Source organism: Thalassospira sp. ER-Se-21-Dark, assembly GCF_017922435.1.
In the GTDB taxonomy this organism is placed as follows: domain Bacteria; phylum Pseudomonadota; class Alphaproteobacteria; order Rhodospirillales; family Thalassospiraceae; genus Thalassospira.
Genome location: NZ_VDEZ01000003.1, coordinates 487,030 through 510,497 on the forward strand (window position 1 = coordinate 487,030; position 23,468 = coordinate 510,497).

24 protein-coding genes are annotated in these 23,468 nt (G+C 55.7%); 19 read left to right on the forward strand and 5 right to left on the reverse strand.

From position 1 onward, the window contains the following. Nucleotides 1-31 precede the first annotated feature (31 nt). Entirely contained in the window at nt 32-1,018 is a 987-nt protein-coding gene (locus tag FHI25_RS14875) for a squalene/phytoene synthase family protein (RefSeq protein WP_210519021.1), read from the forward strand. A 75-nt stretch (nt 1,019-1,093) separates the two neighbouring features. Here the strand turns inward: FHI25_RS14875 and FHI25_RS14880 are convergent, their stop codons facing one another. The 4 genes from FHI25_RS14880 to FHI25_RS14895 all read right to left on the reverse strand — a co-directional run bounded on the left by FHI25_RS14880 (nt 1,094) and on the right by FHI25_RS14895 (nt 4,801). Continuing rightward, nucleotides 1,094-2,290: a phosphoglycerate kinase gene (locus FHI25_RS14880; RefSeq protein ID WP_210519023.1), complete on the reverse strand. Its 1,197-nt coding sequence runs from the start codon at nt 2,288-2,290 to the stop codon at nt 1,094-1,096. 151 nt (nt 2,291-2,441) lie between these two features. After that, nucleotides 2,442-3,287, reverse strand: a complete 846-nt coding sequence (gene dapF, locus FHI25_RS14885; protein ID WP_210519025.1) for a diaminopimelate epimerase — start codon at nt 3,285-3,287, stop codon at nt 2,442-2,444. 74 nt (nt 3,288-3,361) lie between these two features. Beyond that, nucleotides 3,362-4,024, reverse strand: a complete 663-nt coding sequence (locus FHI25_RS14890; RefSeq protein ID WP_210519027.1) for a VTT domain-containing protein — start codon at nt 4,022-4,024, stop codon at nt 3,362-3,364. A gap of 6 nt (nt 4,025-4,030) precedes the next feature. Next, nucleotides 4,031-4,801, reverse strand: coding sequence for an SDR family NAD(P)-dependent oxidoreductase (locus FHI25_RS14895; protein WP_210519029.1), 771 nt, complete (start codon nt 4,799-4,801; stop codon nt 4,031-4,033). A 90-nt stretch (nt 4,802-4,891) separates the two neighbouring features. Between FHI25_RS14895 and FHI25_RS14900 the strand changes: the two genes are divergently transcribed. Next, nucleotides 4,892-5,476: a Crp/Fnr family transcriptional regulator gene (locus tag FHI25_RS14900; protein ID WP_210519031.1), complete on the forward strand. Its 585-nt coding sequence runs from the start codon at nt 4,892-4,894 to the stop codon at nt 5,474-5,476. Here FHI25_RS14900 and FHI25_RS14905 read toward each other — a convergent pair. Continuing rightward, on the reverse strand, nt 5,440-5,946 hold the full coding sequence (locus tag FHI25_RS14905) for a hypothetical protein (RefSeq protein WP_210519033.1): 507 nt from the start codon (nt 5,944-5,946) through the stop codon (nt 5,440-5,442). The two genes, FHI25_RS14900 and FHI25_RS14905, sit on opposite strands and share 37 nt — an antisense overlap. Before the next feature lie 403 nt (nt 5,947-6,349). Between FHI25_RS14905 and ccoN the strand changes: the two genes are divergently transcribed. The 17 genes from ccoN (at nt 6,350) to leuC (ending at nt 23,461) form a co-directional block, all read left to right on the forward strand. Next, nucleotides 6,350-7,822, forward strand: coding sequence for a cytochrome-c oxidase, cbb3-type subunit I (gene ccoN, locus FHI25_RS14910; RefSeq protein ID WP_086013192.1), 1,473 nt, complete (start codon nt 6,350-6,352; stop codon nt 7,820-7,822). A gap of 14 nt (nt 7,823-7,836) precedes the next feature. Continuing rightward, nucleotides 7,837-8,568, forward strand: coding sequence for a cytochrome-c oxidase, cbb3-type subunit II (ccoO, locus tag FHI25_RS14915; protein WP_008889826.1), 732 nt, complete (start codon nt 7,837-7,839; stop codon nt 8,566-8,568). A gap of 15 nt (nt 8,569-8,583) precedes the next feature. Then, a complete protein-coding gene (locus tag FHI25_RS14920; RefSeq protein WP_008889825.1) occupies nt 8,584-8,745 on the forward strand; it encodes a cbb3-type cytochrome c oxidase subunit 3 in 162 nt (53 codons plus the stop codon). A gap of 15 nt (nt 8,746-8,760) precedes the next feature. Next, complete coding sequence (ccoP, locus tag FHI25_RS14925) at nt 8,761-9,633, forward strand: cytochrome-c oxidase, cbb3-type subunit III (RefSeq protein ID WP_210519035.1); 873 nt, start codon at nt 8,761-8,763, stop codon at nt 9,631-9,633. Between the two features lie 300 nt (nt 9,634-9,933). Beyond that, nucleotides 9,934-11,439 (forward strand): cytochrome c oxidase accessory protein CcoG, encoded by a 1,506-nt coding sequence (ccoG, locus tag FHI25_RS14930; RefSeq protein WP_210519037.1) that lies wholly within the window; start codon nt 9,934-9,936, stop codon nt 11,437-11,439. A gap of 32 nt (nt 11,440-11,471) precedes the next feature. Next, on the forward strand, nt 11,472-11,990 hold the full coding sequence (locus FHI25_RS14935; protein ID WP_008889822.1) for a FixH family protein: 519 nt from the start codon (nt 11,472-11,474) through the stop codon (nt 11,988-11,990). Then, a complete protein-coding gene (locus FHI25_RS14940; protein ID WP_210519039.1) occupies nt 11,987-14,410 on the forward strand; it encodes a heavy metal translocating P-type ATPase metal-binding domain-containing protein in 2,424 nt (807 codons plus the stop codon). The genes FHI25_RS14935 and FHI25_RS14940 overlap by 4 nt, the downstream gene beginning before the upstream one ends. Before the next feature lie 4 nt (nt 14,411-14,414). Then, a complete protein-coding gene (gene ccoS / locus FHI25_RS14945) occupies nt 14,415-14,603 on the forward strand; it encodes a cbb3-type cytochrome oxidase assembly protein CcoS (RefSeq protein WP_008889820.1) in 189 nt (62 codons plus the stop codon). A gap of 79 nt (nt 14,604-14,682) precedes the next feature. Continuing rightward, entirely contained in the window at nt 14,683-15,381 is a 699-nt protein-coding gene (locus FHI25_RS14950) for a cyclic nucleotide-binding domain-containing protein (protein ID WP_051007599.1), read from the forward strand. A gap of 213 nt (nt 15,382-15,594) precedes the next feature. Then, complete coding sequence (panB, locus tag FHI25_RS14955; RefSeq protein WP_210519040.1) at nt 15,595-16,440, forward strand: 3-methyl-2-oxobutanoate hydroxymethyltransferase; 846 nt, start codon at nt 15,595-15,597, stop codon at nt 16,438-16,440. Nucleotides 16,441-16,485: 45 nt separating this feature from the next. Beyond that, a complete protein-coding gene (gene panC / locus FHI25_RS14960; RefSeq protein WP_210519042.1) occupies nt 16,486-17,343 on the forward strand; it encodes a pantoate--beta-alanine ligase in 858 nt (285 codons plus the stop codon). A 265-nt stretch (nt 17,344-17,608) separates the two neighbouring features. Continuing rightward, the gene (gene ffh / locus FHI25_RS14965) at nt 17,609-19,096 is read left to right on the forward strand and encodes a signal recognition particle protein (RefSeq protein ID WP_063089190.1); all 1,488 of its coding nucleotides are present in this window, start codon (nt 17,609-17,611) and stop codon (nt 19,094-19,096) included. 149 nt (nt 19,097-19,245) lie between these two features. Continuing rightward, the gene (gene rpsP, locus FHI25_RS14970) at nt 19,246-19,659 is read left to right on the forward strand and encodes a 30S ribosomal protein S16 (protein WP_008889815.1); all 414 of its coding nucleotides are present in this window, start codon (nt 19,246-19,248) and stop codon (nt 19,657-19,659) included. 47 nt (nt 19,660-19,706) lie between these two features. Beyond that, a complete protein-coding gene (gene rimM / locus FHI25_RS14975; RefSeq protein ID WP_063089191.1) occupies nt 19,707-20,381 on the forward strand; it encodes a ribosome maturation factor RimM in 675 nt (224 codons plus the stop codon). A 3-nt stretch (nt 20,382-20,384) separates the two neighbouring features. Further along, entirely contained in the window at nt 20,385-21,101 is a 717-nt protein-coding gene (trmD, locus tag FHI25_RS14980; protein ID WP_008889813.1) for a tRNA (guanosine(37)-N1)-methyltransferase TrmD, read from the forward strand. 3 nt (nt 21,102-21,104) lie between these two features. Beyond that, nucleotides 21,105-21,509 (forward strand): 50S ribosomal protein L19, encoded by a 405-nt coding sequence (gene rplS, locus FHI25_RS14985; protein ID WP_008889812.1) that lies wholly within the window; start codon nt 21,105-21,107, stop codon nt 21,507-21,509. Nucleotides 21,510-22,054: 545 nt separating this feature from the next. Beyond that, nucleotides 22,055-23,461, forward strand: coding sequence for a 3-isopropylmalate dehydratase large subunit (gene leuC / locus FHI25_RS14990; protein ID WP_210519044.1), 1,407 nt, complete (start codon nt 22,055-22,057; stop codon nt 23,459-23,461). Nucleotides 23,462-23,468: the final 7 nt, after the last annotated feature.

Sequence of the window (23,468 nt, forward strand, 5' to 3'; positions counted from 1 at the left end):
GAAAGCAAACCAACGGGACATCCAGACACGCATGAGCCATTCGCTCCCTCCTGAACAGGCTGTACTTGGACCACCATTCGATGCCTGCAACGAACTGGCAGCTGCAAAGAATGCCAATCTGTATCGTGCCGCAATGCGCCTTTCGCCCGAACGGCAGCGTTTCTTTCTGGCAGCCTATGCATCAATGCGGGTGATCGACGATATCGTCGATGACGGGTTCCTTGAACTTCCCGATGCCGAGCGCGATGCCCAACGCGAATTTGTCCTGCAAACCATTCATCAATGGCAAGCACAGGTCATCGCCGCCAAGGCAGATCTGGATAATCCGCTGCCCGAAAACGGCCCTTTGTCGGCTGAGGTCTATCAGGCCCTGCGCTTGACCTTGGGACGCAGCGACCTTCCCGCAGATCCATGGATCGAACTGGCTGACGCGCTTCATCGTGACATCGCCGAAGAACCGATGGACGAATGGGACGATTTTATCGCCTATTGCGAAGGGGCAACCGCGGCACCGGCATCGATTTTTGTTTATCTGTTGTCGGCCCGATATGACGCAGAGATCGGCTATACCTCGCCACTGACCAATCCGCCGCTCTATCACGCGCGGGACATGGCTATCTTTTGCTATATCATCCACATCCTGCGCGACCTGCCCGAAGACATCAAAGGCCCCGACCGCCTTGTCACCATCCCCTCAGAAGTCCTGATCGCTGCTGACATCACCCTTGGTGAAATCCGCAATGCCATCGGTCAGGGCAAATATGGTGATCTCGATTATCTCGGTAAAATCCTGCTCGAACATGCATGGGAGCATTTCGAAACCGGGCAAGCCAGATCGGGTGAATTGTTGTCCGTTCTGGATACGGACGAGGCCGATACCTTATCGCGTCTGTTCACCGTCTATATCGAACTGGGCGGAGCCATGATGGAAAACGGCTATGCAGGGTTCCTGACCGAACGCGATGAAATCATGCAAAGCACGGCCCAGAACAGCCTGCCTGACGTCAAAAAGGACTAGGCTTTCAAAGCCCGCCGCAAAAGAAAACCCCGCCAACTTGGCGGGGTTTGTTGTTTTGTACTCAAACCAAACGGCTTAGCTGGCGCGAAGGGCCGCCACACCCGGAAGGGTCTTGCCTTCCAGCCATTCCAGGAACGCACCACCTGCGGTCGAGACATAGGAAAATGCCTGATCAGAATCGGCATGACGCAGGGCTGCGACCGTGTCGCCACCGCCCGCAACCGACAGAAGCTTGCCGGCCTTGGTCAGTTCTGCTGCATGCTGGGCGACCGAAACGGTTGCCGTGTCAAACGGGGTAATTTCAAACGCACCCAACGGGCCGTTCCAGACCAGCGTTTCACAAGTCTCGAGACGCTTGTTCAGGTCTTCGATGGTTGCCGGACCGGCATCAAGGATCATGCCCTCTGCCGCGACGTCGTTGATATCACAAACATCATACGGCGCATTGGCGGCAAATTCCTTGGCCACCAAACCATCGACCGGCAGGACGATTTCGCAATTGGCAGCTTCGGCCTTTTTGAAAATCTCACGCGCGGTATCAAGCAGGTCATGCTCGCACAGTGACTTGCCAACATTGACACCCTTGGCTGCCAGGAAGGTGTTGGCCATGCCACCGCCAATCACCAGCTGATCGACCTTGGCAACAAGGTTGCCCAGCAGATCAAGCTTGGTGGAAATCTTCGCACCGCCAACAATCGCCATCACCGGATGTTTTGGCGCTTCCAGCGCATTGCCAAGCGCTTCAAGCTCAGCCTGCATCAAACGACCGGCATAGGCCGGAAGCGCGCGTGCCAGACCCTCGGTCGAGGCGTGTGCGCGGTGCGCGCAGGAAAACGCGTCATTGACATACATATCGCCAAGCTTTGCCAGCTCAGTGACAAAGGCCGGGTCGTTCTTTTCTTCTTCGGCGTGGTAACGCAGGTTTTCCAGAAGCGCGATTTCGCCGTCTTTCAGGCTGTTGACCACGCTTGCCGCCGCATCACCGATGCAATCATCCGCAAACTTCACCGGACGGCCAAGCTGCTTTGCAAGGGCATCGGCAACCGGTTTCAGGCTCATTTCCGGGACGCGCGCACCTTTGGGACGACCGAAATGCGTAATCACCACCAGTTTCGCCCCGGCATCGGCCAGTTCGATCAGGCCCGGTACGGTGCGGTCGATACGAGTCGTATCGCCAACAACACCATCCTTCATCGGAACGTTAAGATCAGCGCGCAGCAAAACGCGCTTGCCAGCGACATTGACACCGTCAAGCGTATTGAAGTCAGCCATTATCTGAACCTGCTTTTGAGTTTCACAAAAGACGGGATTGGGTGTCCCGACATGGATTGAACCAAATCCTGATGCGCCTTGTTTTGCCCGATCACCTCATCCGACGCAAGGCCAGATCAAACCGGTCAAAAGACCAATCAGGAAAACCTGATCAATGGTTTCCCAGAAGGGACGCGTGCAAAAAGCCAGAAAAACTGGTCGCGACCGGGCCGGTCATCAACACATGATCGTCAGGCAGCCATTCAATGGTCAGTGGCCCACCATCAAGGATTACTTCGACCTTGCGACTGGTCAGGCCGCGGCGTGCAGCCGCAACACCAGCCGCACAGGCACCTGTCCCACACGCACGGGTCACGCCGACACCGCGTTCCCAAACGCGCATGCGGATCTTGTTTTCATCAATGATGCTGCAAACTTCGATATTGGCGCGTTCCGGGAACATTTCGTGATGTTCAAGCACCGGACCGAATTTCTCGATATCAATCGACTCGGCGTCATCAACAAAGAAAACACCATGCGGGTTGCCAACATTGACACCCACCGCATCTGAAAGCGGGCCGAGTGAAAGCGGAATATGATTGGTATCGACAGCATCGGACAGCGGAATATCACGCCAATCGAGTTTGACCTGCCCCATATCAACTGTGACACGGCCATCGGCCAGACCATTGGCATCCAGCAAACCGACAACGGTTTCAATGATCACGTCTTTGCGGCCAAGTTCGCCCATGACGATATTGGCCACACAGCGGGTCGCATTGCCACACGCCTGCACCTCGCCGCCATCATTGTTACGGATGCGCATAAAGGCATCGGCCAGATCATCGCGGGCCGGTTCGATGACGATCAACTGATCGCAACCGACCCCGGTTTTGCGATCGGCAATACGGGCAGCGGTCGCGTCATCAAGATCAAGCACAGCGGGATCGCGTCGTCCGTCAAAGACAACGAAATCATTTCCCAAACCATGCATTTTGACAAAAGGAATACCGTTCATACCCGCCTTATAGTCGTGATTCCAAAGCACGTCCATATGTGGGTTATTCACAGTGTCGCGCAACCTCGCCCCGATCAAACCCGGCGATGCGACCGTCTGTGATGACGGATCAGGAAAAACCAGCATAACCACATGACAACCGAAACTGTCGCAGCCCCCCAAATGGCAGGCATCGGATCAGCGGCCGAACTTTGCGCGCCGAGCCAGGCACACACAATCACGTATGGAACCGTGCCGATCAGATAGCCAAAGCCGAACTTCACAAATCGCATCCGGGTCACGCCGGCCAGACAGCATGACACTTCGGGCAGGATCGGCATTGCACGGCAAATCATCAAGACAATCAGGCCATAACGTGAAAAGACCTCCTCCATCTCGCTGAGACGCTCTTCATCGGAGATGATTCGACGCAGAACCGAACGGCCAAATTTCGTGCTGATCCCATATCCCATCGCACCAGCGGTGATCATACCGGTTCCAGCGGCCAATGCGCCGCCAAGTGGCCCCAGGAAATATCCCGCCAACACGGTAACCGTCATCGTCGGTACAGCAATGAACAAATCCGCCACCAAAAGCGCAATGACAATCGTCGCGACAAGCCACGCATCAATTTGCTCGGCATATTCCAGCCAGCGCACGACATCATCGCGTTGCAAAAGCCCGGTTGCGATCAATATCCCGAAGGTCGCAGCAAAGCAGGTCGCAAGCACCAGTCCGGTTTTCAGAAGATCTTTCATGATTGCCTACCCCTTGCGCAAAATTGACTTCATCAGGGACGGCGACAACCGGGTGACCACCGGGATCAACCGTGCCTTGCCGACATAGATTTCATCCTGCCCGGCAAGAATGCCGTCATGAATGGCAAGGGCGGCCTGCTGTGCGGGGATCTTGGCAATGTCGCGGCTTGCGGTCATGGGGGTGTCGACCACCGGCAAGAACACCTCGCTGATGGCAATCGGCAGGTCTGCGGCAATAAGTTGGTAACGCAGGCTTTGGGAAAAGCTGTGAAGCGCAGCTTTGCTGGCGCAATAAATCGCACTGCCCGTCTTGGGAAAAAAGGCCAGCCCGGAAGACACATTTACGATGCGACTCCAGACCCCGGCCCGTTGCGGCGTGCCGGTATGGCCCTGTTCTGTCCATGCCTTGATCACCGCATGACATATGCGGATGGGCGCCTGCAGGTTAATCGCAATTTCCCGATCCGCCAGAGACGCGCTGAATTCCACATCTGTCAAAACGCCCCTTTCTTGTACCGCGGCGTTATTGATCACAAGGTCAAGGCGCGGAACATCGCGCAAAATATCGGCCATCATCGCATCAACGGATGCAGGATAGGCCAGATCTGCGCACACCGTTTGCAAACCCGCATAGTGGTCTTTCAGGTCATGAAGCTTCACCTCGGACCGGCCATGCGCGATCACGTTAAAACCCTGCGCATGATAAATGCCCAGCAATTCGCGTCCGATTCCCGATGTTGCCCCGGTAATAAGGACAGTTCCTGATTGTGTGTTCATATTGGCTTCCCATCCGCGTAGTCTGGTGTTCAGATCAGCGACAGTTGGCCATTACGCAGTGGGACTGGCATTAACCCGGGTTTATTGGGCATGAACATTTACGATTTGATCGAACAGCTCAGGGCTGATCCGGATCTGGCACCAAAGATACGGACCACAACCCACGCCAAAGGCAGCCAGATCATCAAACAGGGTGAGGTTTGCGGCGATGTGATTTTTCTGCGCAAAGGCCTTGCACAGATGTCCTATGTCACATTCGAGGGCAAGGAATGGATCAAAAGCTTCTTTGCGGAAAATGCGATCATGGGAGCAAGGCGTTGCCAGATCCTGGGCGAGCCCAGCCACTTTGCCATCACATGTCTTGAGGACTGCGAAATTACGTCCGTGCCCTATGACGGCTTGCGCAAACTTGCCGCACGTTCACCGGACCTGATGGCGATCTTTTTTGATTTCAACGAACAGGTCAGCATGCGCAAGGAAAAGCGCGAATACGAATTCCTGTGCCTGTCCGCCCAGGATCGATATCAGGGGTTTCTTGAAGATTACGCCCATATTGTCCCGCGCCTGACACAGGCACAGATCGCAAGCTTTATCGGCATTACGCCAATCGCACTGTCGCGCATCCGAAAAAGGATAAATCAGGCAGAAAGTCGCGGGGTTGTCGGCGCACAATAGCGCACCTTGCTTGGCGCATAACCGGCCCGGGAAAAATAGGCCCTGAGACGTTCATCCGGTTCACCAAGCGAGACATAGACATTGCTACACGCATGCACGCGGGCAAGTCGGCTCATGGCATCGCGCATGGCATCAAGGACATAGTCGCCCGACACGATTTCAACCGCCATCACATTGTCGACATGCAAGACAACGCCATCGGTCATGTCATCGCGGACATAATACGAAAACAGTCCATGGATATAGCCACGCTCGTTGGCGATCACGATGATGCCGCGCTCACGTTGCCAGAGGATGTCATCACCGTCGGTGCCTGCACCAACGGAATCCTTGTTAACCGGCATGCAATACTGATCGACGAATGCACGCCAACGGTCAAAAGACATGTCGACTTTCAACATCTGAACCAGCGGATATGTCATATCCGCTGTCTGTGCTGTAAGTGGAAGTGACTTATAGGCTTCTGACATGATCCTGCCCTCTGGAATTTAGCAGATCATGCCGGAAATAAATCGGCCCCACCTTGATGTGCATCAACACCTTTTGAGGGTTTGGCGCGCATAAACACAGCCAGTACAGAAGTACCCAGCCGAAGGGCCAATACGTTTCCGCCGATTGAATTTCTGACGGGTTTGCAAGCCGAGATTGACGTAGGTCAATGGCTTTTGGATGAACTGTCCGCATACTCGCCGAACGAATTGGGAAACCTCGCCCGGAATAACGCGCCCTGACTTTCAGACAAGGTGCATTTTGGGTGGGGCTTTTTGTGCAGGTGGACCGAAGATCAAGAAGGTCGTCGGTTCATCGGGACTATTGAAACTGCCCGAGAGGGTTTTGGGCAGTTCACCCGACCACCTTGAACGGGAGTCAAGCATGAGCCAGGGGAGCATGGCACAGGCAGCATCGCCTTCAGTTGCTGTCAATTATAATATGGACGTTGTGCGCTGGGCCGCACTTGCGACCGTATTTTGGGGAGTAGTCGGATTTTTGGTGGGCGATGTCATTGCATGGCAGCTCGCATTTCCGGTTCTCAATTTTGATACAGAATTTCTGAACTTCGGACGACTGCGTCCGCTGCACACTTCGGCAGTGATCTTTGCCTTTGGCGGTAACGCGCTTCTGGCAACGTCATTCTATGTCGTGCAGCGTACCTGCCGCGCACCGCTTTATGGCGGCCGCGCACTTCCGGCGTTCGTGTTCTGGGGGTACCAGCTGTTCATCGTGATGGCGGCCATCGGTTATGTCACCGGTGTGACCCAGGGTCGTGAATATGCCGAACCGGAATGGTTCGTTGATATCTGGATCACGATCGTCTGGGTTTGCTATCTGGCAATGTTTGTCGGCACCCTTTTGAAACGTACCGAGCCGCACATTTACGTCGCGAACTGGTTCTATCTGGCCTTTATCGTGACCATTGCGATGCTCCATCTTGGCAACAACCTTGCCATTCCGGTCTCGTTCATGGGCACGAAGTCCTATTCGATGTTCTCGGGCGTGCAGGATGCATTGACCCAGTGGTGGTACGGCCATAACGCTGTGGGCTTCTTCCTGACGGCTGGCTTCCTCGGCATGATGTACTACTTCATTCCGAAACGTGCCGAACGTCCGGTTTATTCCTATCGCCTGTCGATCATCCACTTCTGGGCGCTGATCTTCCTGTATATCTGGGCTGGTCCGCACCACCTGCACTACACCGCACTTCCTGACTGGGCACAGACCCTTGGCATGACCTTCTCGATCATGCTGTGGATGCCGTCATGGGGCGGGATGATCAACGGTCTGATGACGCTTTCGGGCGCCTGGGACAAACTGCGCACGGACCCGGTTCTGCGCTTCATGGTGGCGGCTGTCGGTTTCTACGGCATGTCAACCTTCGAAGGCCCGGTCATGTCGATCAAGGCGGTCAACGGCCTGTCGCACTATACCGACTGGACCATTGGTCACGTGCATTCCGGTGCTCTTGGCTGGGTTGCCTTCGTATCTTTCGGTGCGATCTACTTCCTGATCCCGGTCCTTTGGCACCGTGAACGCCTGTATTCGATGCGCCTTGTGGCTCATCACTTCTGGCTCGGCACCATCGGGATCGTTCTTTACATCACCTCGATGTGGGTTTCGGGGATCATGCAGGGCCTGATGTGGCGCGCCTATGACGACCTTGGCTTCCTGCAGTATTCCTTCATCGAAACTGTCGAGGCAATGCATCCCTACTACATCATTCGTGCAACCGGTGGCCTGCTGTTCTTGCTGGGTTCGCTGCTGATGGTCTGGAACATCTACAAGACCATCAAGGGTGACCTCCGTAACGAAGCACCAATCGGCACACCTGCACCCGTTGCAGCCGAATAAGGGGGGAACCAGAGATGCTTCTTAAAAAACACCATATCGTAGAAAAGAACGTCTTCTTTCTGATCCTTGGTATTTTCCTGACCATCATCATCGGCGGTATCGTTGAAATTGTACCGTTGTTCACGATGGAACAGACCATTGAGAAAGTGGAAGGTGTCCGTCCCTATTCGCCACTCGAACAGGCCGGTCGTAACATCTATCTCCGTGAAGGTTGCTATAACTGCCATTCCCAGCAGATCCGTCCGTTCCGTGACGAGGTCGAACGTTATGGCCATTACAGCCTTGCAGCAGAATCGATGTATGACCATCCGTTCCAGTGGGGGTCAAAACGAACCGGTCCGGATCTGGCACGTGTCGGCGGAAAATATTCCAACGCATGGCATGTGGCCCACCTGATTGACCCGCGCGCTGTTGTGCCGGAATCGATCATGCCGGGTTATCCGTTCCTGGCGGAACGCAAACTGAATTTCGATGACGCTCAGGCACATCTCGAGACCCTCAAGATGGTAGGTGTCCCCTACACAGACGAGATGATCGAGGCAGCCAAGGCAGACCTGTATCTGCAGGCCAGCGAGGATGCGGCCTATGACGATGATTTCCTCGCGCGCTATCCGAATGCGGCAACAGGTGACTTTGACGGCAACCCGGCAGAACTGACCGAAATGGATGCGCTTGTTGCGTACCTGCAGGTCCTGGGCCGGATGGTCGACTTCACCACCTACAACCCGCAGATGAACCTGCGCTAATGCAAGGGGATCGTCATGGAATTCTTTACGCAACTCGCTGACTTTTTCCGCCCTCTGTGGGGTCTGTGGCTGATGCTGCTGTTCGGCGCAATTATTGCCTGGGTCATGTGGCCAAGCAAAAAGCGCAACAAGGACATGGAATCGCATGCGCAGATCCCCTTCCGGGATCAGGATTGAGGGGAGAACAGAGCAATGTCGACAAAAGTCGAGAAAGATCAGGTATCCGGCACAGATACCACCGGTCATGAATGGGATGGCATCAAGGAACTCAATACTCCGCTGCCGTCCTGGTGGGTCTATGTCTTCTGGATCACCGTCATCTGGTCTGTTGGTTACTGGGTGGTTTACCCGTCCTGGCCGACTGCCAATGACTATCTCAAAGGTATGTTTGGCACCACCAACCGTACCGAACTGCACGAAACCATGGCCAGTGTTGCGGCCGAACGTGCACCTTACATGGAACGTCTGGCTGCCCTGGATGTATCGGAAATCGCCAATGACAGCGAACTTCTGAACTTCTCCATGGCTGGCGGCAAGGCCGTTTTCGCCGATAACTGCGCACCGTGCCATGGCACCGGTGGTTCGGGTAACCCGGGCTTCCCGTCGCTTCAGGACGATGCGTGGCTTTGGGGCGGGACGCTTGATGCCATCAACCAGACACTGCATGTCGGTGTGCGCTGGGATGCCAATGAAGATACCCGCTTCAATGATATGCCGGCATTTGGGCGTGACGAACTGCTTGAACGCGACCAGATCGACGATGTGGTTCAATATGTTCTGTCCTTCACGGACCGTGCAACTGACGCCGCTGCGGCCGATCGCGGAGCGGTCGTTTTTGAGGAAAACTGCGCTTCTTGCCACGGTGACGATGCCAAAGGCATTCAGGATCTCGGTGCACCGAACCTGACGGATGCCATCTGGCTCTATGGTGGTTCGAAAGAAACCATCACCGAAACGGTCATGAATTCCCGTCGCGGCGTCATGCCAGCATGGGAAGGCCGTCTGGACGAAGAAACCATCAAAATGCTGACGGTTTATGTCCACTCGCTCGGTGGCGGCCAGTAAGTCCACGTTCAAATACAACTTTTCCCAAAAGGCCCGTGATTTGTAATCGCGGGCCTTTTTCTTTGCCGGGCAGCTCACCCCCAACAATTCATACCAATATCGGCTAATAAATTGACATGTGTCATGGTGGACAAGCCGGGTCTCTCGTATTTTCTGCCTGAGATTTGAATAATTAGAGTTTGCTCTGCAAAGCTGCCAGAAACCCGAGTTCTCCTGACAGACCAACCTTCAAAGCGACTGGCGGGTTCGCCCCGCACAGAGAGCAGTCGCAAGGTTCAGAGCAACAACCAGGTAGCGAACATGGCCATGTCCACTTTGCAGCAACCAGATATCGAACCCAAAAACGTCCCGCACATCGTCGACGAAGGTGATTACGATGAAGTCCCGCTTTATAAAAAGCGCGACAAAGTCTATCCGAAGCGCGTCTCAGGACGTTTCCGGAATCTGAAGTGGTTTGCGCTGATTGCACTTCTCGGCATTTACTGGGTCGTGCCATGGTTGCGTTGGGACCGAGGACCAAGCGCGCCTGATCAGGCCGTTCTGATCGATATGGATCTGGGGCGTGCCTATTTCTTCTTTATCGAAATCTGGCCGCAGGAAGTCTATTACATTACCGGCATCCTGATCATGGCCGCTGTCGGGCTGTTTCTTGCAACGTCCCTGTTCGGGCGTATCTGGTGCGGTTATGCCTGCCCGCAAACGGTCTGGACGGATCTGTTCATGCTGGTGGAACGCTATATTCAGGGTGACCGCAACGCGCGTGTCCGCCTCGACAAATCGAAATGGACGCTGGAAAAAATCTGGAAAATAAGTGCAACGCATCTGGCATGGATCGTCATTTCCATGGCAACCGGTGGTGCTTTTGTCCTTTATTTCCACGATGCCCCGACCGTGATGGTCGATATCTTCACCGCCAATGCCACCTTTGGCACTTATGTCACCATCGCGTTCCTGACGGGTTCGACCTACCTTCTGGCAGGTTGGGCACGTGAACAGGTTTGCACCTATATGTGCCCGTGGCCGCGTTTCCAGTCCGCCATGCTTGATGATGAAAGCATGATCGTCACCTATGAAAGCTGGCGCGGGGAAACGCGTGGTCCGATCAAACGTAAAAACCTTATGCGCGGCGAAGTGCCCGAAACCGGCCACTGCATCGACTGCCACGCCTGTGTGAACGTTTGCCCGACCGGTATCGATATCCGCGATGGCCTGCAAATGGAGTGCATTGGTTGCGGGCTGTGCATCGATGCCTGCAACGAGATGATGGACAAGGTCGGCTTCCCGCGCGATCTGGTTCGGTTCGACTCGGTCCAGAACAGCCAACTGCGCGCTCAGGGCAAAGCCACACGTGTACGCATCATTCGCCCCAGAACGATAATCTATGCGGTGCTTCTGGTGCTCGTCGCTTCCGTCATGATGTTTGGTCTTGCCAACCGTTCGGTACTTGAACTCAATGTTCTGCGCGACCGTAACCCGCTGTTCGTTGCCCTGTCTGATGGTGACGTGCGCAACGGCTATACCCTTAAGGTTCTCAACAAGGAACAGTCAGAAAAAACCTATGTTCTGTCGCTTGAGGGGATTGACGCAACTGACTTCCAGATCATCGGCCTGACCCCGAACCAGGACGGCACCTATGATCTGGACGTGGCCCCCGACCGGGTCGGCAGTTTCCGTGTCTTTGTGGCGGCTGATCCCCAAACACTTGATGGTAAATCGACACCGTTTGAATTCACGGTGACCGATAAGGAAACCGGTAACACCGAAACATATGATACAGTGTTCGCCGGTCCGGAAAACGACCGCTGATCGCAAAAGCGTTTCAGTTCAGGAGACAAGATATGGCAATGCAGATGACATCACCTTCCACAGATCAGAATGGCCCGCGCAAGTCGGATCGCTGGATCCCGTGGTATTTTGTCGGCGGCTTCGCCGTCATGCTGATTGCCAATATCTCGCTGATCACCTTTTCGATGACCAGCTGGAATGGCCTTGTGACCAAGCACGCCTTCGAAGAGGGCAACAATTATAACGCGGCCATTTCCGGGGCCGCCCGTCAGGAAGAACTTGGCTGGCGCAGCAAGCTTAGTGTCGATGGTGTCATTGATCAAAACGGCACCATCACCGTTCTGTTCCGCGACAAAGATTCTAACCCGATCACCGGGGCAAAAATGTCCATTGTGATGTCGCGGGCAGACCGTGATGATCTTGATACCACCATCGCGATGGCCGAAATCGCACCGGGTGAATATCGTGCAAGTGCTGCCTTCCCGGTTTATGGTCGTTGGCAATTGCGCACCATCGCCAACGCGATGGGAGATGATTATCAAACTGTCGAGTATGTCGTCGTAAATCCATGAACGTCGCCCTTCAGCCCTGTCGCCATTGTGGCGAGCCGGTGACAGCCATGTCACCTGCCGCACCCGACTTTTGTTGTGCCGGGTGTGCTGGCGCCTTTGAGCTATTGGGCGAAATGGGGCTGACATCCTATTACAACCGACGCGCAATCGATCCCAAGGTCCGGGCCCTTCGCCCGGACGAAGATGAAATCGCAAGCTTTGATTTCACCGAACTGGCCAGCACCGATAACGACGGTCATCATCATCTGAACCTGATGGTCGATGGCATCCATTGCGCGGCCTGTGTCTGGCTGATCGAAACCCTGTTGCAACGAAACAGTGCCGTATTGCAGGCCCGCGTCAATATGACGACACGCCGCCTGCGCCTGACCTGGCAAGGCGATGTTTCCGATATCGAAGACATCATTCGCCCGGTGATGCAGATGGGTTATCGCCTGATCCCGTTTGATCCGGCCGCCCTTGAACAGGCAACAACATCACGCAACAAGGAATTGCTGCGCTGTCTGGCGGTTGCCGGGTTTGCGGCAGGTAACGTGATGTTGCTGTCGGTCTCGGTCTGGGCCGGATATTTTCAGGGCATGGGCGGGGCGACCCGCGATCTATTTCACTGGATATCGGCCCTGATCGCGCTGCCTGCCGCCGCCTATGCCGGATTGCCGTTTTATCGATCCGCCCTTGGCGCCATTCGCAATCGCCGCGTCAATATGGATGTGCCGATCAGTCTGGGCGTCATTCTGGCACTGGGCATGAGTTTGGCACAAACCATCCGCGGCGAACCGCATGCCTATTTTGACAGTGCGATTACCCTTTTGTTCTTCCTGCTGATCGGGCGCTATCTTGATGGTCGCGCACGCGGGCAGGCTCGCTCGGCGGCTGAACATCTTCTATCGCTAAATGCCCGCTCGATCACCGTGATTGAACCTGATGGCACGCGGCGCCTGATCGCACCGCAAAAGGCCACACCGGGCATGATCGTTCTGGCTGCGGCCGGTGAACGGATCGGCATCGATGGCAAGGTGATCGACGGCCAATCTGATGTCGATACCAGCATCATCACCGGCGAAAGCATCCCCGTCCTGACCCGTCCGGGCACCACCGTATTTGCTGGAACCACCAATATTTCCGCGCCGCTTCGTATCGAAGTCACCGCGACTGGTGGCAATACGTTGCTGTCCGAAATCGTGCGCCTGATGGAAAATGCCGAACAGGGCCGTGCCAGATATGTCGCCATTGCTGATCGGGTGGCAAAGGCCTACGCGCCGGTTGTTCATACCCTGTCGCTGGCGACCTTTATCGGCTGGTGGCTGATTGGTGGGATTGGCTGGCAGGATGCGCTGATGAACGCCATCGCGGTTCTGATTATTACCTGCCCGTGCGCGCTGGCCCTTGCAGTCCCTGTGGTTCAGGTCATTGCGACCGGGCGTCTGTTGCGTGCGGGTATTCTTGTCAAATCGGCGACCGCCCTTGAACGACTGACCAAGATTACCGGCATCATTTTCGATAAGACCGGCACATTGACCACAGGCAAACCTGAACTGGTCGGCGAACCACAGCAAGACAAATTGATGCTGGCCGCCGGCATGGCCGCCAACAGCAATCATCCGTTATCCCGCGCACTGGTGCGTGCCGCTGGAAACGTGACCCCACAAACCAATGTTACCGAACAAGCTGGCCTTGGCCTGATGATGCAGGGTCCCGCGGGCCCGATTCGCCTTGGGAGCCGTGCTTTCTGCGATGTTGCCGAAAACGCCGATGTGCCATCCGATATTACCGGACCGGAATTGTGGCTGTCTGAGCCGGGCATTGCCCCGACCCGGTTTGTCTTCCGCGATACGATGCGCAGCGACGCACCAGAAGTGATCGACACCCTGCGCACGCGTGGCTTTGAGATGACCCTGTTGTCAGGTGACCGCGAAAGCACCGTGCGCCAGCTTGCCGAAACACTCGGCATTACCAGCTGGATGGCACGGATGTCGCCAACCGAAAAGGCCAACCATATTCAGGCCCGCGCTGATCGCGGCAACCATGATTTGATGGTCGGCGATGGTATCAACGACGCACCGGCCCTTGCCGCCGCCCATGCCTCAATGTCCCCGGCAACCGCCGCCGAAATTTCGCAAAATGCGGCTGATATCGTGTTTCAGGGGGATCGGCTTGGCGCCGTGATCGAGGCAATTGATGTCGCGCGCAAGGCTGATCGACTTGTCCGTCAAAATTTTGCCCTTTCCTTTGCTTATAACGTGATCACGATCCCGCTGGCGGTATCAGGGTTTGTCACCCCGCTTTTTGCGGCAATCGCCATGTCATCGTCATCCCTGATTGTGATCGCCAATGCCTTGCGTTTACATGCAAAATCGGGCAAGTCTGACGGGGTCGGCATCAAACCGGCGACCACGTTGTCGCAGCAGGCAGGGATATAATGCCATGAGCAACCTCCTTCTCCTGATCCCGATTGCATTGTTTCTGGGGCTTCTTGGCCTTGGGGCCTTCTTGTGGTCGTTGCGTTCCGGGCAGTTTGACGATATGGAAGGTGCGGCAAATCGCATTCTGTTTGATGACGATGACGTCACGCCTCCGGGGAACTCAAAGAAGTTCCATCAAGGCGATAGTTAGAATTGCTTGAAACAAGGCTATCTCATCGGATAGATTTGTTTACAATCCGCCTACCGGGTCACCAGCATCGGAGTCTACGATGGCAGTCCGCCCCCAAATCTGCGAAGCCTGTTCTATCAAGGACTTAACTTTTTGCTCCGCATTGCATGGCGATGAACATGATCAGCTGCGTCAATTGCTTACGCATGCACATTATGACCCGCACACCACGATTTTCCACGAGGCAGAAGACGCCGATTACGTCTTCAACGTCACATCCGGCTCTGTAAAGCTGTATAAATTGCTCGGCGATGGCCGCCGTCAGATCACCGGTTTCCTGTTTGCAGGTGACTTTCTTGGCCTCGCACTGAATGCCAATTACAGCTACACCGCCGAGGCGATTGAACCGGTAACAGCATGTCGGTTCCCGCGCCAGAAGCTGGAAAAACTGTTCGACAAGTTTCCGCATCTTGAAAAACGCATGCTGGGCATGGCGGTCGATGAACTGGCCGCCGCACAGGATCAGATGCTTCTGCTTGGCCGCAAGACCGCCAAGGAAAAGGTCGCATCCTTCCTTTTGATGCTGGCCCGCCGTCAGGAACATCGCGGCGAAAGCAGCGAGACCATCAACGTGCCCATGAGCCGTTCCGACATTGCAGACTATCTGGGTCTGACCATTGAAACCGTGTCACGCACCCTGACCCAGTTGCGCAAGGAAGCAACGATCACGCTCAAGGATAACCGCCATATCGAGGCGGTCGGTCTCGACATGCTTGAAGATCTTGCCGAAGGTCTGTGATTTCTGCGTGCCTGTAATCGGCCAATAGCATTTTAGGACGCTGATACTTCGAACCATCAGCCAAACCACGCCCGGAATCCCGGTTATTGGCCGAATTGCCTATTTCGCGATTGCAAAAAAGGTTTCCCGATCGCGGTCATGATATTGTAAACATGACCGCACGCTCGACAAAGATCGGGCAGCGAAATCCGGTTGTACCGGGGGAGAAACGTCATGAGTGCCACCAGCAAAAAGATGGGCCGGACCTCCGTCCCAGAACTCCGTGCCCGCAAGGGCAAAGATCCGATTGTCTGCCTGACGGCCTATACCGCGCCGATGGCGCAACGCCTTGATGAACATTGCGACCTGCTTCTGGTCGGTGATTCACTGGGAATGGTTGTCTATGGCATGGAAAGCACGCTTGCCGTGACCGTCGATATGATGGTCAACCATGGCAAGGCCGTGATGCGCGGATCAAAGAATGCCTGTGTTGTTGTTGATCTGCCGTTTGGCAGCTATCAGGAATCCAAGGAACAGGCGTTCCGCACCGCATCCCACATTCTGGCTGAAACCGGCTGTGCCGCTGTTAAGCTTGAAGGCGGTGCCGAACTTGCCGAAACCATCGAATTCCTGACCATGCGCGGCGTGCCGGTCATGGCTCATATCGGCCTGATGCCCCAACAGGTCAACACCATGGGTGGCTTCAAAAGTCAGGGCCGTGACGAAGAAACCGCACGCAAAACCGTTGCTGATGCCAAGGCGGTTGCCAAGGCCGGTGCCTTTTCGGTTGTCGTCGAAGGCACGGTTGAACCCGTCGCACGTCAGATCACCGAGGCCATCGACATCCCGACCATCGGCATTGGTGCCTCGGTCGCCTGTGATGGGCAGGTTCTTGTCACCGAAGACATGCTTGGCCTGTTTTCCGACTTCACGCCCAAATTCGTCAAACGCTACGCCAATCTTGGCGATGCGGTATCCGAGGCCGTCGGCCAATACGCCGACGAAGTGCGCACCCGTCAGTTCCCGACGGATGAACATTGCTTTGGGTTAGCGAAAAAAGGTAAGTTGCGCGCGGTCTGATCCAGACCGCCGCGATTTTCAGCAATCTTCGATACGACGAAAACGATGTCCCTTACGACTGTTCACACTGTCGCTGATCTGCGCGCGACTGTTGCCAACTGGCGCGCCGAAGGCCTGCGTGTCGCCCTGGTTCCGACCATGGGCGCGCTTCATGATGGCCATATCAGCCTGACACACCTTGCCCGTGAACACGCAGATCGGGTGATTGTTTCGATTTTCGTCAATCCGACCCAGTTCGCCCCGAACGAGGATTTCGGTGCCTATCCCCGCACCTTGCCCGCCGATCAGAAACTGCTCGATGACGCCGGGGTGGAGCTGTGCTTTGCCCCCTCGGTCGAGGAAATGTATCCCGACGGCTTTGCCACCAAGGTCTCGGTGGATGGCGCGATGACCGATGTACTGTGTGGGGCGGCCCGCCCCGGCCACTTTGATGGCGTGGCACAGGTTGTCACCAAATTGCTGCTTCAGGCCCTGCCCGATTGTGCGATTTTCGGTCAGAAAGACTATCAGCAACTGATGATCATCCGGCGTTTCAGCGCAGATCTGAACATCCCGGTCGAGATCATCGGGGCGAAGATCCTGCGTGAAGATGACGGTCTGGCGATGTCATCGCGCAACCGCTATCTGACACCCGACGAACGTGCGATTGCCCCGACACTCAACAAGGTCTTGGGTGACATCACTGCCAAGGCCGCCAAGGGTGCCGAATTGGGCCCGCTTCTGGCCAAGGGGCGCGAAGATATCCTGTCTGCCGGGTTTGATCCGATTGATTACCTTGAAGTCCGCGATGCCAATACACTGGAACTGATCAGCGATACGGTGACAAAATCGGCCCGAATCTTTGTTGCCGCCCAGCTTGGCAAAGCGCGTCTGATTGACAATCACGCGATTGAGCCGGCGTAACTCTGGGCATGAACCGGGCATGACTGCCGGTTAAACACCCGGGCACAGTGGCGGAATCGCCGATTGCGCGCCAAACAGGATGAAAAGCGCAGAATAACGCGCTTTTGCGCCCGATTGCGCTTGACTCCCACACCCTGATCCAATAAACCCTCCCCACCAAAGGTCGCCCAAGAGGTGACTCCCCCAGTCCTCGAGTTTCGAGCACTGGGTTTTAGTTTTTTGTGCGCACACGGTGGAAACACCAGCAACACAGACGGGATTTGGAATGTTTGAAGGACTAAGCGATCGCCTTGGCGGGGTTCTCGATAAGCTGCGCAAACGTGGCGCGCTGAAAGAATCCGACGTCAAGGAAGCCATGCGCGAAGTACGCGTCGCCCTGCTTGAGGCGGACGTGGCACTTCCGGTCGTTAAAACCTTTATCTCCAACGCCACCGAACGTGCAGTTGGTGCCGATGTTCTGCGCTCGGTCACCCCGGGCCAGATGGTCGTCAAGATCGTCCATGACGAACTGAAAAACATGCTGGGCGAAGGCGAGGAAATCAATCTCGCTTCCACCCCGCCGGTTCCGATCCTGATGGTCGGTCTGCAGGGTTCGGGTAAAACCACCAGTTCCGCCAAGATCGCGCTGAACCTGACCAAAAAGCGCAACAAGAAAGTCCTTCTGGCATCGCTTGATATCTATCGTCCGGCCGCCCAGCAGCAGCTGAAAGTGCTGGCCGACGATAACGGTCTTGGCATTCTGCCGATCGTCATGGGCGAAAAACCGGTTTCGATTGCCAAACGCGCGATGGATACCGGCCGCAAGGAAGGCTATGACGCGGTCATCCTTGATACCGCCGGTCGTCTGCATATCGACATGGAACTGATGAGCGAAGTCGCCCAGATCCGTGATGCGGTCAACCCGGTCGAGACTCTTCTGGTCACCGATGCGATGACCGGTCAGGACTCGGTAAACGTTGCCAAGGAATTTGCCGACAAGGTCGGCATCACCGGTATCGTTCTGACCCGTGTGGATGGTGATGCCCGTGGTGGTGCCGCCCTTTCGATGCGTCAGATCACCGGCTGCCCGATCAAGATGATCGGTATCGGCGAAAAAATCGACGAGATGGAAGCCTTCCATCCTGATCGTATCGCCAACCGTATTCTTGGCATGGGCGATGTCGTCAGCCTGGTTGAAAAGGCTGCCGAAAACATCAAGGCCGAAGACGCCGAGAAAATGGCCAAGAAGCTGCGCAAGGGTCAGTTTGACCTGAACGACCTTCTGGCACAGCTCAAACAGCTTCAGAAAATGGGTGATCTTTCCGGCATCATGGGGATGCTGCCGGGCATGGGCGCGCTGAAAAAACAGATGTCGCAGACCAAGCTTGATCCCAAACTTCTGACCCACCAGGAAGCGATCATCCTGTCGATGACGCCGAAAGAACGTGAAAACCCGGCCCTGATCAAGGCATCGCGCAAAAAGCGTATTGCCGCTGGCTGTGGTCTGAGCGTTCAGGACGTGAACAAGCTTCTGAAGCAGTACCAGACCATGTCCACCATGATCAAAAAGATGGGCAAGATGGGCAAAAAGGGTCTGTTTGGTGGCATGCCGAAAATGGACCCGGCAATGCTTGAGGGCGGCGATATGCCCGACCTCAACAACTTGCCAAAAGGATTTACCGGTGGCGGGGGCGGTTTGCCGCCCGGGTTGCCGGGATTGGGAGGCGGCGGTGGCTTGCCTCCGGGATTCCCGGGGTTCGGCAAAAAGAAATAGCCAAGCCCCCGGTTCTGAAATGGGTTCTTCAAGAATTCCTCTTAGGAACCAAAACCGGCCCACAAAGCCGGATCAAAGACCAAGTGAATAGGCCCCTCGGGGTCATGATTTAGAAGACTACAAACCCAAGCTGAAAGGAACTTATCCGAATGGCTGTCAAGATTCGTCTTTCCCGTGGCGGTGCCAAGAAGCGTCCGTACTACCGTATCGTAGTTGCTGACGTTCGTGCCCCGCGTGACGGCAGCTTCATCGAGCGCGTCGGTACCTACGACCCGATGCTCCCGAAGGATGCTGACAACCGCGTAACCTTCAAAGAAGAGCGCATCAAATACTGGCTGTCCGTTGGCGCACAGCCGACCGATCGTGTTGCACGTTTCCTGGGCAAAGCTGGCCTTGCTGACGCGTTCAAACCGACCGAACAGCCGCAGAAGTCTGCTCCGAAAGCGAAAGCTCAGGAACGTCTTCGTGAGAAAGCTGAGAAAGCCGAAGCTGCTGCTGCCGCTGCTGCGGAAGCCGCTGCCGAAGCAGCAGCACCTGCTGAAGAAGAAGCTGCAGGCGAGTAATCGCTGAAGGCACGCTTTGATCAGATACCGGAAACTTGTGAACCGAAATGGCTGATACCCGCAAATCCAAAAACGACGAAGCTTATGTCTGCGTCGGCATGATCACCGCCCCGCACGGGGTGCGTGGTGCCGTGCGCGTCAAAAGCTATACCGTCGATCCGGATAACCTTGTCGGTTACGGCCCGTTGTTCGACGCCAAGGGACGCGTGAAATACAAGCTGTCTCCTGTCGGACATGTCCGCGACCAGTTGATCGCCAAGATCGAAGGTGTGGACGACCGGGACGCTGCCGAACGGCTGCGGGGCACCAAGCTGCATGTACCGCGTGCTGCACTGCCTGACACGGTTGAAGAAGATGAATTCTACCTTGCTGACCTTGTCGGTCTGAAAGCGTTCCACATTGATGGTTCGGTTTTTGGCACAGTACGGGGTGTGGCTGATTTTGGCGCTGGCGACGTAATCGAAGTCGCGCTTGAAGAAGCCAAGAACAAGGTCGTTGTTCTTCCCTTCACCAAGGAAGTCGTGCCCGAGGTCATTCTTTCGGAACGCAAGATGGTGGTAAATCCGCCCGAGGGGCTACTGCAGGATGAGGACGGACCCGGTAATCGTAACCGTCGTCCGAACAAACCCCGCAAGGACTCTCAGGCCGACCGCGATTCTGATGCCGTTACTGCCGATGCAGTAGGCGCGGAAACCGCGACCGGCAGCGGGAAGGAGGCCTGATCGATGTCTGTGTGGCAGGCAAAAGTTGCAACCCTGTTCCCGGAAATGTTTCCGGGTGTGCTTGGTCAGTCTTTGGCTGGCAAGGCGCTTGAAAACGGGATTTGGTCGCTTGATGTCAAAGACATCCGCGATCATGCAACCGACCGCCACCGCACTGTAGACGACAATCCCTTCGGGGGCGGGGCCGGCATGGTCATGCGCCCGGATATTGTCGACGCCGCCCTGCGTGAATTGCGTGGCTCTGCACCGCAGTTGCCGCTGATTTATCTCAGCCCGCGGGGAAAAGTGCTGAACCAGAAACGCTGCCGCGAATTGGCAGCAGGCCCGGGTGCCATCCTGCTTTGCGGTCGTTACGAAGGTATCGACCAACGGGTTCTGGATGAACACGAGGCCGAGGAAATCAGCATCGGTGATTACATCCTCATGGGCGGCGAACTGCCGGCCATGGTCCTGATTGAATCGTGCATTCGCCTCATCGAGGGAACGGTCAACAAGACCGAGTCTGTCGACGAGGAAAGCTTTGAAACCGGGTTGCTTGAATATCCGCATTACACGCGCCCGGCCAACTGGAACGGGCGTGAAGTGCCGGAGATCTTGCTTTCCGGACATCATGCCAAGGTACAAGCCTGGCGGCATGCTCAGGCAGAAGAAATTACCCGCGCGCGACGCCCGGACCTTTGGGACCGGTACGTGGCAAACGGGAACATCAAAGAGGGTTAAACCATGACCAACATCATCCAGCAGCTCGAGAAAGAGCAGCTCGACAAAATCGTTGCGCAGCGCGAAGTTCCGGAATTCGATGCAGGTGATACCGTCCGTGTACACCTGAAAGTCGTTGAAGGTACCCGTGAGCGTATCCAGCAGTTCGAAGGCGTATGCATTGCGCGTAAGAACCGCGGCCTGAACTCTTCCTTCACCGTGCGTAAAATCGCATCGGGCGAAGGCGTTGAGCGTATCTTCCAGTCGTACTCCCCGGCCATCGACAAAATCGAAGTCGTTCGCCGCGGTGACGTACGTCGCGCGAAACTCTACTACCTTCGTGGTCGTACCGGTAAATCTGCACGTATCGCCGAGCAGACCACCGGCCACAAAGGCAAACTGACCGCCGAAGAACGCAAGAAGAAGTAAGTCTTCGCTGTTCTCAGCATCAGAACAAAGACGGGCTCACCTTCGGGTGGGCCCGTTTTCGTTTCCAGCCCCTGGTCCGGGCGAGATCAAAAATCAACAAATACACTCAGTGGTTGCATTATAGCGAATCGCCAGATTTAACCTCAAACAATGCAGTTCCGCAGAAATCCGACGATAAATTTATCAGCTTTCATTATATCAGATATCCCTTACCTATATCGTTAAACGCTGATTTGGCTACTCTGGGATGCTGCAAAATGGCGCACTCTATTTAAAAGTGTGCATCATTCAAAAACACGCGCCCGATACCTTGCGATTTGGAAGGTGGCGTGTATAAAGGCACTCCCGCGGCAAAAACGAACAAACCCGCGTGGTTCTGGATAATAAAATTTCGCAAACCGGATAAAGCCGGTTGCGCCGGAGAAACGCCAAGCCCCACCCGCCGTCAAAAGCAGGTATTGCCGCGATCTTCGTCCCATTCAGAACCGCACCCAGCGGCTTGATCGTTGCTGCTCAAAAGATCGATGTATTATGAGGAGGTCGAGATGGGTCAACCTAAAACCCTTTTTGACAAGATTTGGGAAAGCCATGTGGTCGACACGCAGGATGATGGTACCTGCCTGCTTTATATTGACCGTCATCTCGTCCACGAAGTGACCAGCCCGCAGGCCTTCGAAGGTCTGCGCAATTCAGGCCGCAAAGTGCGCCATCCGGAATTGACGCTCGCCGTGCCGGATCACAACGTTCCGACCTCTGACCGTTCCGAAGGCATCAAGGAAGAAGACAGCCGCATTCAGGTTGAAACCCTTGATCAGAACGCCAAGGATACCGGCATTCACTATTTCCCGATGAACGATCTCCGTCAGGGCATCGTGCACATTGTCGGCCCGGAAGAAGGCTTTACCCTTCCCGGTGTGACCATGGTTTGTGGTGACAGCCACACCTCGACCCACGGCGCATTTGGCGCGCTGGCATTCGGTATCGGTACGTCCGAAGTTGAACACGTTCTGGCCACCCAGACGCTGGTTCAGAAGCCGGCCAAAAACATGCTGGTCAAGGTCGAAGGCGATCTGCATCCGGGCGTGACCGCCAAGGACATCACCCTGGCGATCATCGGTCGTATCGGCACTGCTGGCGGTACCGGCTATGTCATCGAATATGCTGGCTCGGCCATCCGTTCGCTGTCGGTTGAAGGCCGCATGACGGTCTGCAACATGTCGATCGAAGGCGGCGCACGCGCTGGCCTGATCGCCCCGGACGAGAAAACCTTTGAATATATCAAGGGCCGCCCGATGGCCCCGAAAGGTGCCGCGTTCGAGCAGGCTGTTGAATACTGGAAGACCCTGCCGTCTGACGAAGGTGCACATTACGACAAGATTGTCGAAATCGATGCCGCCGAAATCGTCCCGCAGGTTACCTGGGGCACCAGCCCGGAAGACGTCGTTCCGGTTACCGGCACCGTTCCGTTCCCGTCTGACGGCAAGGATGCTGGCAAGCAAAAGGCCATTGCCCGTTCGCTGGAATATATGGGTCTGACCGCTGGCACCCCGATCGAGGAAATCAAGATCGACCGCGTCTTTATCGGTTCTTGCACCAATGGTCGTATCGAAGACCTGCGTGCTGTTGCCGAAGTCGCCAAGGGCCGCAAGGTTGCCGAAACCGTCAATGCCATGATCGTTCCGGGCTCCGGCCTTGTGAAAGAACAGGCAGAGGCAGAAGGTCTGCATGAAATCTTCATCGAAGCAGGCTTTGACTGGCGTGAGCCGGGCTGCTCGATGTGTCTGGCGATGAACCCGGACCGTCTGGAACCGGGCGAGCGTTGCGCTTCGACCTCGAACCGTAACTTCGAAGGCCGTCAGGGCCGTGGTGGTCGTACCCACCTCGTCAGCCCGGCCATGGCAGCTGCGGCTGCGATCACCGGTCATCTGACCGACATTCGCAAACTCGGTTAAGGAAGGT